Genomic DNA, 13996 nt, shown 5'->3' with positions numbered 1-13996 from the left:
AGCCGCTCCGGGCCGCCCCGCTGCTCCGGGCCGCCCCGCCGGGTGCGCGCGATCAGCGCGTCCAGCGACAGCTCGGGCGTGCCCGCAAGCACCAGCGGCAGCCAGGCCATCAGGTACACCAGGTCTGCGCCGTAGTAGTACGGCGTGGCCGACCAGCTGACGGTCAGCCACAGGCTGAGCGATATGAGCGCGCCGCCCGTCGCGGCGAGCCGGCCCAGCAGCCCGGCCAGGATGCCGAGCCCCGCCGCGAGCTCGCCCAGGGCGATCGCGGTGCCGAAGCCGACCGGGGCGTCGAGCGCCAGGTCGACGAGGCCGGGCACGGCGGCGGCGTCCCGCACCGCCTCCATCTGCTGTCCGATGGATCCGTCGCCGGCGGCGCGGAGGAACGCGGAGTCCGTCAGCTTGTCCAGGCCGGCGTAGACGAAGGTGACGCCGAGGAACAGACGCAGCGGCAGAAGGGCGAACGAGGCGGCGCGTTCGCGCAGCCCGGGTTTCGTCGAGGTCATGTATGTGACACGGTGAGCGGCGCCCTCCGGTTCGGCCGTGTCCGATGCGATTTCCGTCAGGTGTGAACCGGCCGCCAGGGTGGCACGTGTTGGCTGCGGGGCCCATGGGGCCCGGGGTCGGAAGCAGACGAGTGACCATTAAGGAGACATGGCATGGGTGACACGACGCGCCGCCGTACCGTGCTCGCCGCGGGCGCCGCGGCCCTGGCGGGCACCGCGCTGACCGCGTGCGGCAGCGAGGACAAGGCCGAAGCGCCCGGGGACGGCGGGGAGGCGAGCGGTACCCCGCAGGCGGCGGCCCCGGGCACTCAGGTCATCCTGAACGCCTCCGAGATCCCCGTGGGCGGCGGCAAGGTCCTCAAGGACCAGAAGGTCGTGGTGACCCAGCCGACCGCCGGCGAGTTCAAGGCGTACTCCGCGGTCTGCACCCACCAGGGCTGCGCGGTGACCGGGGTCAAGGACGGCAAGATCGTCTGCCCCTGCCACCAGAGCTTCTTCAAGGTGGAGGACGGCTCGGTCGCGAGCGGGCCGGCCACCCGTCCGCTCCCGGCCGCCAAGATCACTGTGACGGGCGATCAGATCGCCCTGGGCTAGCCCCGGTCACCGATCGGTATGGGCCGCGCACGCCGGTGCGCGGCCCGGCCGTGATCCGGAGGGCATCCTCTAGGAGGCGTCCTCCGTGATCGGTACGGGCGTTCCCGGGCCGGACGGGCCGGACCCGTTCACCCGGTTCCCGTCCCGTGCCCCGCTGCCCGGCTCGTCCATGGAGGCGAGCAGCTTGCGCGCCAGCCCCAGGCCCGTGCCGCCCATCGTGAGCGCCTTGGCGAACATGTCGGCCATCCCGTCGGCACCGTTGAGCAGCACCATGTGTTCGACGTTCCCGAAGGCGGAGGCACCCGCCTCCACGATCTTCGGCCAGTTCTCGGCGAGTTGCTGGGCGACCACCGCTTCCTGGTTCTCCGCCAGCGCCGCCGCCCGCGCCTTGATCGACTCGGCTTCCGCGAGTCCCCTGGCCTTCGCCGCTTCGGCCGTCGCCAGTCCTTTGGCCCGGGTCGCCTCGGCCTCGGCCTCACCCGTGGCCCGGGTGGCCTTGGCGTTGGCCAGCCCGCGGGCCTCGGTTGCCGCCGCCTCCGCCTCGGCCGCCGTACGCACCGACGTGCCCTCGGCCGCCGCCGCGAGTTCGGTCTCCCTCGCCTTGGCCTCGGCCGCCGAGATACGGGCGTCCCGCTCGGCCTCCGCGAGCGTACGGGTCTCGTACGCCAGGGCGTCCGCCGGCTTCCGTACGTCCGCCTGAAGCTGCTGCTCCTTCCGCCGGGCCTCCAGCTCCGCGACCCGGGTCTCCTGGACCACGACCTCCTGCCGGGCCGCCGCGTCCGCGAGCGGGCCGGCCTGCCGGGCGGAGGCCGAGGCCTTGTCCCGCTCGGCCTGGTACCCGGCCTGCAGGATCTCCGAGTCGCGGGTGGCCTCCGACATCCGTGCCGCGGCGGCCTGTTCGGCCTCCGTGGCCATCCGGTTCGCCTCGGCCTGGGCGATCCGCGCGTCCCGCTGGACCGCCGCGGCGTGCGGCATCGCCATGTTCTTGATGTAGCCGGTCGGGTCCTCGATCTCGTGGATCTGCAGGGAGTCGACGATCAGACCCAGCTTCTCCATCTCGGTGCCACAGGCCCCCCGCGTCTGCCCGGTCAGCTTCTCCCGGTCCCGGATCATGTCCTCGACCGTCAGCCCGCCGACGATGGCGCGGAGATGACCGGCGAACACGATGTGCACCCGTTCCGGCATGATCTTCTGCTGGTCCAGGAAGCGGCGCGCCGCGTTGGCGATCGACACGTAGTCGTCGCCCACCTTGAAGATGACCACGCCCTTCACCCGCAGCGGGATGCCCTGCTGGGTGACGCAGTCCACGGACAGCTGCGTCTCGTTGAGGTCCAGGGACAGCTTCCGGACCGCCTGTACGCCGGGCAGTACCAGGGTTCCGCGTCCGGTGACGATCCGGAACCCCATGCCCTCGCCCAGCCCCTCCGTCTTGTGGGTGGAGCCGGAGATGATGAGTGCCTCGTTCGGTTCGGCCACTCGCCACATCAGCTTGAAGACGCCGATCAGAACGAGAATGGAGGCGAGCACCAAGCCCGCCACAACGCCGATCGCCATCGGCATTCGCCCCCTTAGTGCGGTGCCGTACGGTTCGGCACCGGTGAAGGGAGTGTGCGACCGGGGACGGTCCGCGGCCAGAGGCCGGAAGCGCTTTGTCACCGGGCTGATACGCGGCCCGGCCGGGAGTCCGGACGCGGGGCGCGCGCGGGCCGTCTCAGCGGTCGTAGGCGGCGGTCACGTACACCGTGCGCGGCGGCAGGTACTCCACCACCGTCACCACCCGTCCCGTCTCGATCCGCTCCTCGCCGAGCGCCGGGTACGCCAGGAAGTGCTCGGCCCCGCCCCGGATCCGCACGATGACCTCACCGACCAGCCCCGGCCCCACGGTGCCGGTCACCCGCCCGGTCAGCCCCACCATGTCCTCGTCCACGCCACCACCCCTCCCCACGCCTTCCCCATGGCTTTGCCCGCCCCAACCAGGCTGCCCTGGCCGGAGGTTACCCCCGCGACCGGCGGAACAGCCGCCGTCCGCCCAGCCAGAGGGCGACGGCACCGCCCAGCACGAGCGCGCCGAGGGTGAGGTTCCCGCTGCCCGGCTCCTCCGTGGCCTGCGCGCCGCCCTGGCCGCCGGCGCCGCCGGGCCGGGCGGAGGGCCGCCCCGAGGCGCCCGCCGATCCCCCGGCCGGCGGACCCACCGGCACCGCCACGACCTCGCTGCGCGGCCCCTCCGCGCCGAACATCAGCGCCGAGCCGTCCGCCGAGTAGGTCACGGACTCCGCCTGGCCCTGCCAGGGCGCGTCCACCCGGTCCCCCTCGCCCGCCGGCCTGCCGCCCGCGAAGGGGTACGTACGGGCGAACAGGTAGCCGCGCACGGCCAGCCGGGTGCCGTCCGGGGAGAACGCGCCGTCCGTCACCCACGGCAGGGCCGCGACCCGCCGGAACACGTTGGCCCCGCCCGCGGCCAGCTGCGCCGGGCCCTCGTACAGCCCGCCCTTCTCCTTGTGCTTGCTGGCGATGTAGACCCGCCCGGTCTTCGGGTGGACCATCAGGGCCTCGGCGTCCCGCGGCCCGTCCGCGTACTTCACGGTGAACTGGGCGGCCTTCACGGTGGAGTCGCCCAGCTGCTTCGGCTCGGGGAAGCGGTAGATCCAGACGTGGTCCCAGGTGCCGTTCCGGTTGTCGCCGATGTCGCCGACGTACAGCTGCCCGTCCGGGCCGAGGGAGATCGCCTCGACGTCGCGCGGCCGTCCCACCCCGGTCATGGTGACCCGGGCGACCGTACGGCCGGTGGCCGCGTCCACGCCGTAGACGTACGGGCCGTCCTCGCTGTCGTTGTGCGTCCAGTACACGCCCGGGTGAATCCGGCTGGCCGCCAGCCCGCTGGACTCGGTGATCCGCGGGTCCTCTATGACGAAGGTCTGTGGCCCCCCTTCGGCGTAGGCCGTCGACGGGACCAGGGCGAGGGCGGCGGCCACGAAGGGGACCACGGCGGCGGGCAGGGCGGCGGCGGACGGAAGGCGCATGCTCCCAGCGTGCCAAAGTGTCCGGTCGCACGGCGTCAGGGCCGGACCGGCATGCCGGGGTGTCCGGTGTCACAGAGGCACGGCCGGTCCGATCCACGATGATGTCGGGATGCGTTTCATGTTCGTCGGCGATTCCATGACCATCGGACGCGCCGGTGACTACACCTGGCGCTACCGGATGTGGCAGCACCTCAACGCGACCTTCGGCGGCCCCTACAAGATCGTCGGGCCGCGCACCGAGCTGTACGACACGTTCGCCGACGCGCCGGTCTCCCAGGACTACGCCGACCCGGACTTCCCCGCGCACGCCCGCCGCCACCTGGCCGGCTGGGGCGAGGGCTGGCAGCACATGGCCCCGGTCGTGGGGGAGGTCCTCGCCGCCCACAAGCCGGACGTGCTGCTGGTCTCCCTGGGCCTGATCGACCTCGGCTTCTACACCGACGCCGAGCAGACCGCCGCCAACGTCCGCGCCTTCGTCGAGGCCGCCCGCGAGGCCCGCCCGTCGGTCCGCATGGTGCTGCTGCCCGTCATCCCCAACAGCCGGGCCGAGAACGACGCCGACTTCGCGGCCGAGGTGGCCCTCTTCAACGAGCTGCTCGCCAAGGCCGTCGCAGACCTGTCGACGGACGCCTCCCCGGTACTGCTGGCGGCCCGCCCCGAGTCGTACGACATCCACCACGACACCTACGACGGCACCCACCCCAACGCCTCCGGCGAACACCGCCTGGCGGGGGAGTTCGCCGCGGTGATGCACCAGGCGTGGGGCATCGGAGGTGTGTACGAGGCCCGCGTGTCCTGACGGCCGGTCCTATCGTTGTACCTGGTGAGTGCCCGCGACCAGTGGCAGCGGGGAGGAGCGCCACGATGACCGTCGTAGAGAACGACAGGATCGAGATGGCCATGAGCAACCCGGAACCGACCCTCGACGAGATCTTCGCGGGGATCGAGAAGGCGTTCCCCGAGGGATACCGGTTCGACGTCGTCGAGGGGAACATCTTCATGTCACCGCAGCGCCCGACGCACTGGGACATCATCGCCGACATCTACGAGCAGCTCCGGACCGAGTACCCCAGGAAGCGGATCCTGTCCGATGTCCGGATCGACTATCCGGGCTACCTCAACGGCTTCTGCTCGGATGTGACGCTGCTTCGTGAGGGCGCGACGGCGGACGAAAACGGTCGCTACGCCTGCGAGGACGTCCTGTTCGTCGGGGAGGTCGTCTCGAAGCGCACCGGGATGAACGACTACGGGCCGAAGAAGGAGGCGTACGCCGCCGCCGGCGTGGCCGTCTATCTCGTCGCCGACCCCTACACCGGGAGGTGCAAGGTCTACTCGCACCCGAAGGACGGCGAGTACATGAGCGAGTCGAAGTTCGACTTCGGCGACGTCATCGACCTCACGGACACGGACCTGGGCCTCACCATCAGCACCGCGGAGTTCCCCCGCGACTGACCCCGGTATGCCCTTGCTTCGAGTGGACTCCAAGCAGTTGGCTTGTCCTCCATGGAGTACACGCAGCTCGGACGCACCGGACTCAAGGTCAGCCGACTGGTCCTCGGCACGATGAACTTCGGTCCCCAGACGGACGAACCGACCAGCCACGCCATCATGGACACGGCGCTCGACGCCGGCCTGAACTTCTTCGACACCGCCAACGCCTACGGATGGGGTGTCAACAAGGGCCGGACCGAGGAGATCATCGGGTCCTGGTTCGCGCACGGCGCGGGCCGCCGCGACAAGACCGTCCTCGCCACCAAGGTCTACGCGAACATGGCGGCCGACGGTGACGCCTGGCCCAACCACGACAAGCTCTCCGCCGTGAACATCCGTCGCGCCGTGGAGGACAGCCTCCGCCGGCTGCGCACCGACTACATCGACCTGTACCAGTTCCACCACGTCGACCGGTCGACCCCCTTCGAGGAGATCTGGCAGGCGGTGGACGTCCTGATCCAGCAGGGCAAGGTCCTCTACGCCGGCTCCTCGAACTTCCCCGGCTACAAGATCGCCCAGGCGAACGAGACCGCGGCCCGCCGCGGCATGGTCGGGCTGGTCAGCGAGCAGTGCCTGTACAACCTCCACGAGCGCCGCGCCGAGATGGAGGTCATCCCGGCGGCCCAGGAGTACGGGCTCGGGGTGATCCCGTGGTCGCCGCTGCACGGCGGACTGCTCGGCGGCGTGATCAAGAAGGAGGTCGCGGGCGGGCGCCGTGCCGAGGGCCGGACCGCGGAGGCGCTGGCCGACCCCGTGGTGCGGGCGCGGGTGCAGGCGTACGAGGACCTGCTCGACAAGCACGGCCTGGAGCCGGGCGAGACGGCCCTGGCGTGGCTGCTGACCCGTCCCGGGGTCACCGGCCCGATCGTCGGCCCGCGTACGCCGGAGCAGCTGCAGAGCGCGCTGCGGGCGCTGGAGCTGCAGCTGGGCGATGAGGTGCTGACCGGGCTGGACGAGGTCTTCCCCGGTCCCGGCCCGTCCCCCGAGGCGTTCGCCTGGTGAGCGGAGCCCGGGCTGCCGCCGGTGACCTGAGCCTGGGCTGCCGCCTCGGCACGGGGGCCGGTGCGGCAGCCGGGGCTACTTCAGGGCGGTGGTGACCGCCACGACGGCGAACATCAGTACGAGTACGCCGGCCATCACGCGGTTTCGGGTCTTGGGATCCACACATCGAGCGTAACGAATGGCGTGGACCACACCCGACCCGCCCGGGTGCCGGGGCCCCTCCCGCCCGGGGACGCACCCGGTCCCGGGAGAGGCCCGGGGGACCTCAGCCGCCCAGCGGCCAGGACCGCAGCACCTCGTAGCGGGGCTTCTCGCCGGGAACTCCGCTGGTGGGCAGGTTGCTGCGGACCAGGTGGAGGTGGTCGACCGGCCACGAGGTGCCCTCGAAGCCGTCGAGGGCCTCCAGGTACGGGTGCAGGTCGGTGTGCTCGCCCTGGATGCCGCGGGCGATGGTGAGGTGCGGGGTGTAGCGGCGGTGCTGTTCCATCGCCACGCCGGCCCGCCTCGCGGCGGCGTCGGCCCGCTCGGCGAGCATCCGTACGCCGTCGAGCGAGCCGGCCGCCCCGATCCACAGGGCGCGGTTCCCGAAGTGTCCGCAGCCGCGCAGCCGCAGCCGGAACGCCGGGGTGTGGTGGGCCGCCCGCTCCATGCGTGTGTCCAGTTCGGGCAGGAGGCGGTCCTCCACCTCGCCCATGAAGGCGAGGGTGAAGTGCCAGCCCGGCTCGCCGGTCCAGCGGAGCCGGCCCGCCCGGGGCAGCGCGGCCACGGCCTCGCGCAGTTCGGCGACGGCGGCCTCGGGCGGCAGCACGGCGGCGAAGAGTCTCATGCGGCGAGCGTAGCCCTGCGGGGAGCCGGTACGAAGGCCACGCCGTGCCGGCTGACGCTCAGCCGCAGGTCGCCGACCCGGGCCAGGACCAGGCCCACCACGACCGCCGCGGCCAGCGCCACCGCGCCGCCCGCCGCCATGCCGGTGCGGGCCCCGAAGTGGTCGGTGATCCAGCCGACCAGCGGTGCGCCCAGCGGGGTGCCGCCGGTGAACACCATCATGAACAGGGCCATCACCCGGCCCCGCATCTCGGGGTCGGTGCCCAGCTGCACACTGGAGTTCGCCACCACGTTGACCGTCAGGCCGAACATCCCGATCGGCACCAGCAGCGCCGCGAACAGCCAGTAGCCGGGCACGAACGCGGTGACCACTTCCAGGGCGCCGAACAGCGCGGCGGCCGCCACCAGCAGTCGCAGCCGGGACCGGCCGCGCCGGGCCGCCAGCAGCGCGCCGGCCAGGGAGCCGACGGCGATCAGGGTGTTGAACAGGCCGTAGGTCCCGGCGTCGCCGTGGAAGACGTCGTCGGCGAAGGCCGACAGCCAGATCGGGAAGTTGAACCCGAAGGTGCCGATGAAGCCGATCAGCACGATCGGCCAGACCAGGTCGGGGCGGCCGGCCACATAGCGCAGGCCCTCCCGGAGCTGGCCCTTGGCACGCGGCTGGACGGCGGCCGGGTGCAGCTCGGCGGAGCGCATCAGCAGGAGTCCGGCGACCGGGGCGGCGTAGGACAGGCCGTTGAGCAGGAAGGCCCAGCCGGAGCCGAAGGCGGTGATCAGCACGCCGGCCACGGCGGGGCCCACCAGGCGCGCGGACTGGAAGTTCGCCGAGTTCAGGCTCACCGCGTTGGGCAGCTGCTCCGGGCCGACCATCTCGGCGACGAAGGTCTGCCGGGCCGGGGTGTCGACGACGGTGACCAGGCCGAGCAGGAAGGCGATCAGGTAGACGTGCCACACCTGGACCTGACCGGTCAGGGTCAGTACGGCGAGGGCGACGCCGGTCAGGCCCATCGCGGCCTGGGTGGCGATCAGCAGCGGCCGTTTGGGCAGCCGGTCGGCGAGGACACCGCCGTACAGGCCGAACAGGAGCATCGGCAGGAACTGCAGGGCGATGGTGATGCCGACGGCGGAGGCCGAGCCGGTGAGGGAGAGGACGAGCCAGTCCTGGGCGATGCGCTGCATCCAGGTACCGGTGTTCGAGACGACCTGCCCCGTCGCGAAGAGCCGGTAGTTCCGGACTCTCAGCGAGCTGAACATCGAGTTCTTGGTGGTGGATATCCGTCCGGGTGCGGAGTCTGCTCCGTGTCCCGTACTCAAGGGCTTTCGCCTCCTCGCGTCGTGCTTCCTACAGGTGCGCGAGCTTTTCCAGGACGGGCGCGGCCTCTCTCAGCTTCGCCCATTCGTCCTCGGTCAGCTCGGCCGCGAGCCCGGCCAGGAAGGCATTCCGCTTGCGGCGGCTCTCCTCGAGCATGGCCTCGGCCTGCTCCGTCTGGGTGACGACCTTCTGCCTGCGGTCGTCCGGGTGCGGTTCCAGCCTGACCAGACCCTTGGCTTCCAGCAGCGCGACGATGCGGGTCATCGACGGCGGCTGGACGTGCTCCCGCCTGGCGAGCTCGCCGGGGGTGGCCTGTCCGCAACGGGCGAGGGTGCCGAGGACCGACATCTCGGTCGGACTCAGCGATTCGTCCACGCGCTGGTGCTTCAGGCGCCGGCCCAGCCGCATGACGGCCGAGCGGAGATCGTTCACGGCGGCGGCATCGTCGCCATGGGAGAGGTCAAGCATGTTCTTTAGAGTAACTCATTACTCTCGCTAAAGACCAATGGAGCCTCTGTCGAAACATCGGCCCCACCTTTAGTCACTCTTACGAGTGAGACGATTCCTGAAAGTGACACGCGTCCGCGCCCCGAGCCCCGACTCTTTCGCCATGGGGACACATGTGCTGAGCATGCGCATAGACGGGGAGCTCCTCGACCGGCTCCGGACTCATGCCGCCAAACGCGGAATGAGCGTCCAGGACTACGTGGTCCGGACGCTCATTCGCGACGACTTCGACGAGCGCTTCAAGGCCGCGGTCGACGAGACGGAGAAGTTCTACGGCCTCACCTGAGGCCGGGCCGGGTCAGGTCAGGCCCAGTGCCGGCATCGCGTAGTAGAAGACGAACACCGCCGACACGACGTACATGGCCACCGGCACCTCGCGGCCGCGGCCGGTCGCCAGCCGCAGCGCGCTGAAGGCGATGAAGCCGATGCCGATGCCGTTGGTGATCGAGTACGTGAAGGGCATCATCACCATCGCCAGGAAGGCGGGGACGGCGATGGTGAAGTCGCTCCAGTCGATGTCCTTCACGGAGCCCGCCAGGATCAGGAAGCCGACGGCGACCAGTGCCGGGGTGGCGGCCTGGGACGGGACCATCGTGGCCAGCGGGGTGAGGAACAGCGCGACGGCGAAGAGGCCGCCCGTGACCACGTTCGCCAGACCGGTGCGGGCGCCCTCGCCGACACCCGCGGTGGACTCCACGAAGCAGGTGGTGGCGGAGGAGGAGCTCGCGCCGCCGGAGGCCACGGCAAGGCCGTCGATCAGCAGCACCTTGTTGATGCCGGGGAAGTCGCCGTCCTTGTCGATCAGCTTGGCCTCGTCGCCGACGCCGAGGATGGTGCCCATCGCGTCGAAGAAGCAGGACAGCAGCACGGTGAAGACGAACAGCGCGCCGGTGAGCAGGCCGACCTTCTCGAAGCCGCCGAACAGGCTCACCTGGCCGACCAGGCCGAAGTCGGGCGCGGCCACCGGGTTGCCGGGCCACTCGGGCACGGTCAGGCCCCAGGCCTGACCCGGCAGCCCGGCGACCGCCTGGACGGCGAGGGCGACCACGGTCATCACCACGATGGAGATCAGGATCGCGCCCGGCGTCTTGCGGATCAGCAGCGCCAGGGTCAGCAGCACGCCCAGGACGAAGACCAGGACCGGCCAGCCGTGCAGGTGGCCGTTGCCGCCGAGCTGGAGCGGCACGGTGGTGTGGGCGGCGTCCGGGATGCGGGTGACGAAGCCCGAGTCGACCAGGCCGATCAGCATGATGAACAGGCCGATGCCGATCGCGATGCCCTTGCGGAGCCCGAGCGGGACGGCGTTCATCACCCGCTCGCGCAGGCCCGTGGCGACCAGCAGCATCACCACCAGGCCGGCCAGGACCACCATGCCCATCGCGTCCGGCCAGCTCATCCGGGGGGCGAGCTGGAGGGCCACGACGGTGTTCACGCCGAGGCCCGCCGCGAGCGCGATCGGGACGTTTCCGATGACGCCCATGAGGAGGGTGGTGAAGGCCGCGGTCAGCACGGTGGCGGTGACCAACTGGCCGCCGTCGAGCTGGTGCCCGTACATGTCCTTGGCGCTGCCGAGGATGATCGGGTTCAGCACGATGATGTACGCCATCGCGAAGAAGGTGGCGAAGCCGCCGCGGACCTCGCGGGCCACGGTCGAGCCGCGCTCGGAGATCTTGAAGTAGCGGTCCAGCTGCGAGGTCTCCGGCGCGGTGGGCGCGGGGGAGGTCGACGGCGGGGCGGTGGGGGCCGAGGGGCTCATCCGGTCCTCAAAAGTGGTTCGTTTTGTGGGTTCACATGAGCGAAACCCTTCAGACGTAAACCATTTCAGTATGAACACATGAACGAAGTGACGTCCATCTCCGCGCGTAGAACCCGGAAACGGCCACCTAGACTGGCCGTATGGCTGCATTCCTGAAGGGCTCCCCCAAACACGAGGCACCCGAGCCCCTCGAAGGCCCCGTGGTGGCCACCGTCACCGGCGGGACGATCCTGTGGTTCGCCATGTTCCTCGTGCAGCTCCCCTTCTACGCCTGGTTCGCCGAGCAGGACCTGCTGTGGTGGGTGTGGACCTGCGCCGCCGGCGGCGGGCTCGGCCTGATCGGCATCTGGTACGTCCGCAAGCGCGACGCCGCGATCAAGCGGCACGCGGCCGCACGGGCCGCCGCCCCGACCACCGAATGATCCGTCTCATCCTGAAGTCGGATCTTCGGACATTTCGGCGGGTGGACGGCCGCCGACGCGCTTAACGTCGGATGCATGACGCAGCGGGCAGGAATCGACCACGAAGGCCCGGACCGGGGTCCCGCCATCGACGCCGGGGCGGAGCTCGACCCCGTCCACCCGGTGCAGCTGCCCGCACCACGCTTCAAACCCGGCGGCCTGACCACGGCGGAGGTCGCCGAACGCATCGCCCGCGGCGCGGTCAACGACGTCCCCGTCCGCAGCAGCCGCTCCACCGCCGACATCGTCCGCGGCAACGTCTTCACCCGGTTCAACGCCATCATCGGCGTGCTCTGGGTGATCATGCTGTTCGTCGCGCCCATCCAGGACAGCCTCTTCGGCTTCGTGATCGTCGCGAACACCGGCATCGGCATCGTCCAGGAACTCCGCGCGAAGAAGACCCTGGACGGCCTGGCCGTCATCGGCGAGGCCAAACCCAGCGTCCGCAGGGACGGCACCACCTCCGAGATCTCCACCTCCGCGATCGTCCTCGACGACGTCATCGAACTCGGCCCCGGCGACAAGGTGGTCGTCGACGGCGTGGTCGGCGAGGCCGACGGCCTGGAGATCGACGAGTCCCTGCTCACCGGCGAGGCCGACCCCGTCCTGAAGAAGCCCGGCGACCAGGTCATGTCCGGCTCCTTCGTGGTGGCCGGCGGCGGCGCCTTCACCGCCACCAAGGTCGGCCGCGAGGCCTACGCCGCCCAGCTGGCCGAGGAGGCGTCCCGCTTCACCCTCGTCCACTCCGAGCTGCGGTCCGGTATCTCGACCATCCTCAAGTACGTCACCTGGATGATGATCCCGACCTCCATCGGCCTGATCATCAGCCAGCTGATCGTCAAGGACAACAATCTCAAGGACTCCATCGCCCGCACCGTCGGCGGCATCGTCCCGATGATCCCCGAGGGCCTCGTGCTGCTCACCTCGGTCGCCTTCGCCATCGGCGTGATCCGGCTGGGCCGCAAGCAGTGCCTGGTGCAGGAACTCCCCGCGATCGAGGGCCTGGCCCGGGTGGACGTGGTCTGCCTCGACAAGACCGGCACCCTCACCGAGGGCGGCATGGACGTCACCGAGCTCCGCACCCTCGGCGGCGCGGAACCCGCCTACGTACAGAAGGTGCTCGGCGCCCTCGGCGAGTCCGACCCCCGCCCCAACGCCAGTCTCCAGGCCATCATCGACGCCTACCCCGACAGCGAGGAGTGGCGCTGCACCGAGTCGCTGCCCTTCTCCTCCGCCCGCAAGTACAGCGGGGCCAGCTTCAGCGAGGGCGACGGCGAGACCTCCACCTGGCTGCTCGGCGCCCCCGACGTCCTCCTTCCGGCCGGCGACCGCACCCTGGAGGAGATCAACCACCTCAACGAGCAGGGCCTGCGCGTCCTGCTGCTCGCCCGCTCCGCCCGCGAACTCGACGACCCCGAGGTCGCCGCCGGCGTCCGGCCCACCGCCCTGGTCGTCCTGGAACAGCGGCTGCGCCCCGACGCCGCCGACACCCTGCGCTACTTCGACGAGCAGAACGTCCACGCCAAGGTCATCTCCGGTGACAACGCGGTGTCGGTCGGCGCCGTCGCCGGGAAGCTGGGCCTGCCGGGGGCGGAGAACACCGTCGACGCCCGCCGGCTGCCCGCCGAGCAGGCCGCGATGGCCGAGGAGCTCGCCAGGAACGCGGTCTTCGGGCGGGTCACCCCGCAGCAGAAGCGGGACATGGTCGGAGCGCTCCAGTCCCGCGGCCACACCGTCGCCATGACCGGCGACGGCGTCAACGACGTCCTCGCGCTCAAGGACGCCGACATCGGCGTCTCGATGGGCTCCGGCTCGGAGGCCACCCGGGCCGTCGCGCAGATCGTCCTGCTGAACAACTCCTTCGCCACCCTGCCGTCGGTGGTCGCCGAGGGCCGCCGGGTCATCGGCAACATCACCCGCGTCGCGACCCTCTTCCTCACCAAGACGGTCTACTCGGTGCTGCTGGCCGTCCTGGTGGTCTGCTCGCAGGTGGAATACCCCTTCCTGCCCCGCCACCTGACCCTGCTGTCCACCCTCACCATCGGCATCCCGGCCTTCTTCCTGGCCCTGGCCCCGAACAAGGAACGCGCCAGACCGCACTTCGTACGGCGCGTGATGCGGTACGCCATCCCCGGCGGTGTGATCGCGGCCGTCGCCACCTTCGCCACCTACCTGGTCGCCCGTACGTACTACAGCGGCGAGGGTGCCCTGGAGGCCGAGACCAGCGCGGCCACGCTCACGCTGTTCCTGACCTCCATGTGGGTCCTGGCGATCATCGCCCGCCCCTACACCTGGTGGCGGGTGGCGCTGGTCGGCGCGATGGGCCTGGCCTTCCTGGTCGTGCTCGTCGTCCCCTGGCTCCAGGAGTTCTTCCAGCTCAAGCTGGTCGGCACCACCATGCCGTGGACGGCGGTCGCCATCGCCGCCGCCGCTGCCGTGCTGATCGAGCTCGCCTTCCACTGGGTGGACCGCAGGTTCCCGGCCTGACGGACATGCGGGGCGGACGGCGGGACCCGTCGCTG

14 protein-coding genes and 1 pseudogene are annotated in these 13996 nt (G+C 70.9%); 7 read left to right on the top strand and 8 right to left on the bottom strand.

Features of this window, described 5'->3' with window-relative positions:
* Positions 1-35 precede the first annotated feature (35 nt).
* A pseudogene (locus tag ACGFQ9_RS11945) lies at positions 36-506 on the bottom strand (TQO small subunit DoxD); the annotation flags it as partial.
* A gap of 153 nt (positions 507-659) precedes the next feature.
* Between ACGFQ9_RS11945 and ACGFQ9_RS11940 the strand changes: the two are divergent.
* Positions 660-1100: a Rieske (2Fe-2S) protein gene (locus ACGFQ9_RS11940; protein WP_393573598.1), complete on the top strand. Its 441-nt coding sequence runs from the start codon at positions 660-662 to the stop codon at positions 1098-1100.
* 69 nt (positions 1101-1169) lie between these two features.
* Here ACGFQ9_RS11940 and ACGFQ9_RS11935 read toward each other — a convergent pair whose 3' ends face one another.
* From ACGFQ9_RS11935 to ACGFQ9_RS11925, 3 genes are all read right to left on the bottom strand, one after another.
* Positions 1170-2660, bottom strand: coding sequence for a flotillin family protein (locus ACGFQ9_RS11935; RefSeq protein WP_393573597.1), 1491 nt, complete (start codon positions 2658-2660; stop codon positions 1170-1172).
* Between the two features lie 151 nt (positions 2661-2811).
* The gene (locus ACGFQ9_RS11930; RefSeq protein WP_393573772.1) at positions 2812-3015 is read right to left on the bottom strand and encodes a hypothetical protein; all 204 of its coding nucleotides are present in this window, start codon (positions 3013-3015) and stop codon (positions 2812-2814) included.
* A gap of 79 nt (positions 3016-3094) precedes the next feature.
* A complete protein-coding gene (locus ACGFQ9_RS11925) occupies positions 3095-4120 on the bottom strand; it encodes a WD40 repeat domain-containing protein (protein WP_393573596.1) in 1026 nt (341 codons plus the stop codon).
* 109 nt (positions 4121-4229) lie between these two features.
* Here ACGFQ9_RS11925 and ACGFQ9_RS11920 point away from each other — a divergent pair, with 109 nt between their 5' ends.
* From ACGFQ9_RS11920 to ACGFQ9_RS11910, 3 genes are all read left to right on the top strand, one after another.
* Positions 4230-4919 carry an SGNH/GDSL hydrolase family protein gene (locus ACGFQ9_RS11920; RefSeq protein WP_393573595.1) on the top strand — a complete coding sequence of 230 codons (690 nt, stop codon included), beginning with the start codon at positions 4230-4232 and terminating at the stop codon, positions 4917-4919.
* Positions 4920-4984: 65 nt separating this feature from the next.
* Entirely contained in the window at positions 4985-5572 is a 588-nt protein-coding gene (locus tag ACGFQ9_RS11915) for a Uma2 family endonuclease (protein WP_393573594.1), read from the top strand.
* A 51-nt stretch (positions 5573-5623) separates the two neighbouring features.
* Positions 5624-6613 (top strand): aldo/keto reductase, encoded by a 990-nt coding sequence (locus ACGFQ9_RS11910; protein WP_393573593.1) that lies wholly within the window; start codon positions 5624-5626, stop codon positions 6611-6613.
* 265 nt (positions 6614-6878) lie between these two features.
* Here ACGFQ9_RS11910 and thpR read toward each other — a convergent pair whose 3' ends face one another.
* From thpR to ACGFQ9_RS11895, 3 genes are read right to left on the bottom strand one after another with little or no spacing between them, the layout of a single operon-like run.
* Complete coding sequence (gene thpR / locus ACGFQ9_RS11905) at positions 6879-7439, bottom strand: RNA 2',3'-cyclic phosphodiesterase (protein WP_393573592.1); 561 nt, start codon at positions 7437-7439, stop codon at positions 6879-6881.
* Complete coding sequence (locus ACGFQ9_RS11900; RefSeq protein WP_393573591.1) at positions 7436-8752, bottom strand: MFS transporter; 1317 nt, start codon at positions 8750-8752, stop codon at positions 7436-7438. The genes thpR and ACGFQ9_RS11900 overlap by 4 nt, the downstream gene beginning before the upstream one ends.
* A 28-nt stretch (positions 8753-8780) precedes the next feature.
* Positions 8781-9218, bottom strand: a complete 438-nt coding sequence (locus tag ACGFQ9_RS11895) for a MarR family winged helix-turn-helix transcriptional regulator (protein WP_393573590.1) — start codon at positions 9216-9218, stop codon at positions 8781-8783.
* A gap of 142 nt (positions 9219-9360) precedes the next feature.
* On the opposite strand from ACGFQ9_RS11895, the gene ACGFQ9_RS11890 reads away from it, so the two are divergent.
* Positions 9361-9543 carry a hypothetical protein gene (locus ACGFQ9_RS11890; RefSeq protein WP_030156886.1) on the top strand — a complete coding sequence of 61 codons (183 nt, stop codon included), beginning with the start codon at positions 9361-9363 and terminating at the stop codon, positions 9541-9543.
* Positions 9544-9555: 12 nt separating this feature from the next.
* Here the strand turns inward: ACGFQ9_RS11890 and ACGFQ9_RS11885 are convergent, their stop codons facing one another.
* A complete protein-coding gene (locus tag ACGFQ9_RS11885; RefSeq protein WP_393573589.1) occupies positions 9556-11013 on the bottom strand; it encodes an NCS2 family permease in 1458 nt (485 codons plus the stop codon).
* A 140-nt stretch (positions 11014-11153) separates the two neighbouring features.
* Here ACGFQ9_RS11885 and ACGFQ9_RS11880 point away from each other — a divergent pair, with 140 nt between their 5' ends.
* Together ACGFQ9_RS11880 and ACGFQ9_RS11875 are read left to right on the top strand one after the other, a co-directional pair.
* Positions 11154-11435: a DUF2530 domain-containing protein gene (locus ACGFQ9_RS11880; protein ID WP_393573588.1), complete on the top strand. Its 282-nt coding sequence runs from the start codon at positions 11154-11156 to the stop codon at positions 11433-11435.
* A gap of 75 nt (positions 11436-11510) precedes the next feature.
* Positions 11511-13961: an HAD-IC family P-type ATPase gene (locus tag ACGFQ9_RS11875; RefSeq protein ID WP_393573587.1), complete on the top strand. Its 2451-nt coding sequence runs from the start codon at positions 11511-11513 to the stop codon at positions 13959-13961.
* Positions 13962-13996: the final 35 nt, after the last annotated feature.

Origin of the sequence: Streptomyces sp. NPDC048603, from assembly GCF_043199475.1 — a bacterium.
Lineage (GTDB): Bacteria > Actinomycetota > Actinomycetes > Streptomycetales > Streptomycetaceae > Streptomyces.
This window is presented reverse-complemented; position numbering and strand designations above follow the sequence as displayed.

Coding starts and splice junctions, on each gene's coding strand:
- ACGFQ9_RS11940 (WP_393573598.1), top strand. CDS start 660: ATGGGTGACACGACGCGCCGCCGTACCGTGCTCGCCGCGGGCGCCGCG.
- ACGFQ9_RS11935 (WP_393573597.1), bottom strand. CDS start 2,660: ATGCCGATGGCGATCGGCGTTGTGGCGGGCTTGGTGCTCGCCTCCATT.
- ACGFQ9_RS11930 (WP_393573772.1), bottom strand. CDS start 3,015: ATGGTGGGGCTGACCGGGCGGGTGACCGGCACCGTGGGGCCGGGGCTG.
- ACGFQ9_RS11925 (WP_393573596.1), bottom strand. CDS start 4,120: ATGCGCCTTCCGTCCGCCGCCGCCCTGCCCGCCGCCGTGGTCCCCTTC.
- ACGFQ9_RS11920 (WP_393573595.1), top strand. CDS start 4,230: ATGCGTTTCATGTTCGTCGGCGATTCCATGACCATCGGACGCGCCGGT.
- ACGFQ9_RS11915 (WP_393573594.1), top strand. CDS start 4,985: ATGACCGTCGTAGAGAACGACAGGATCGAGATGGCCATGAGCAACCCG.
- ACGFQ9_RS11910 (WP_393573593.1), top strand. CDS start 5,624: ATGGAGTACACGCAGCTCGGACGCACCGGACTCAAGGTCAGCCGACTG.
- thpR (WP_393573592.1), bottom strand. CDS start 7,439: ATGAGACTCTTCGCCGCCGTGCTGCCGCCCGAGGCCGCCGTCGCCGAA.
- ACGFQ9_RS11895 (WP_393573590.1), bottom strand. CDS start 9,218: ATGCTTGACCTCTCCCATGGCGACGATGCCGCCGCCGTGAACGATCTC.
- ACGFQ9_RS11890 (WP_030156886.1), top strand. CDS start 9,361: ATGGGGACACATGTGCTGAGCATGCGCATAGACGGGGAGCTCCTCGAC.
- ACGFQ9_RS11885 (WP_393573589.1), bottom strand. CDS start 11,013: ATGAGCCCCTCGGCCCCCACCGCCCCGCCGTCGACCTCCCCCGCGCCC.
- ACGFQ9_RS11880 (WP_393573588.1), top strand. CDS start 11,154: ATGGCTGCATTCCTGAAGGGCTCCCCCAAACACGAGGCACCCGAGCCC.
- ACGFQ9_RS11875 (WP_393573587.1), top strand. CDS start 11,511: ATGACGCAGCGGGCAGGAATCGACCACGAAGGCCCGGACCGGGGTCCC.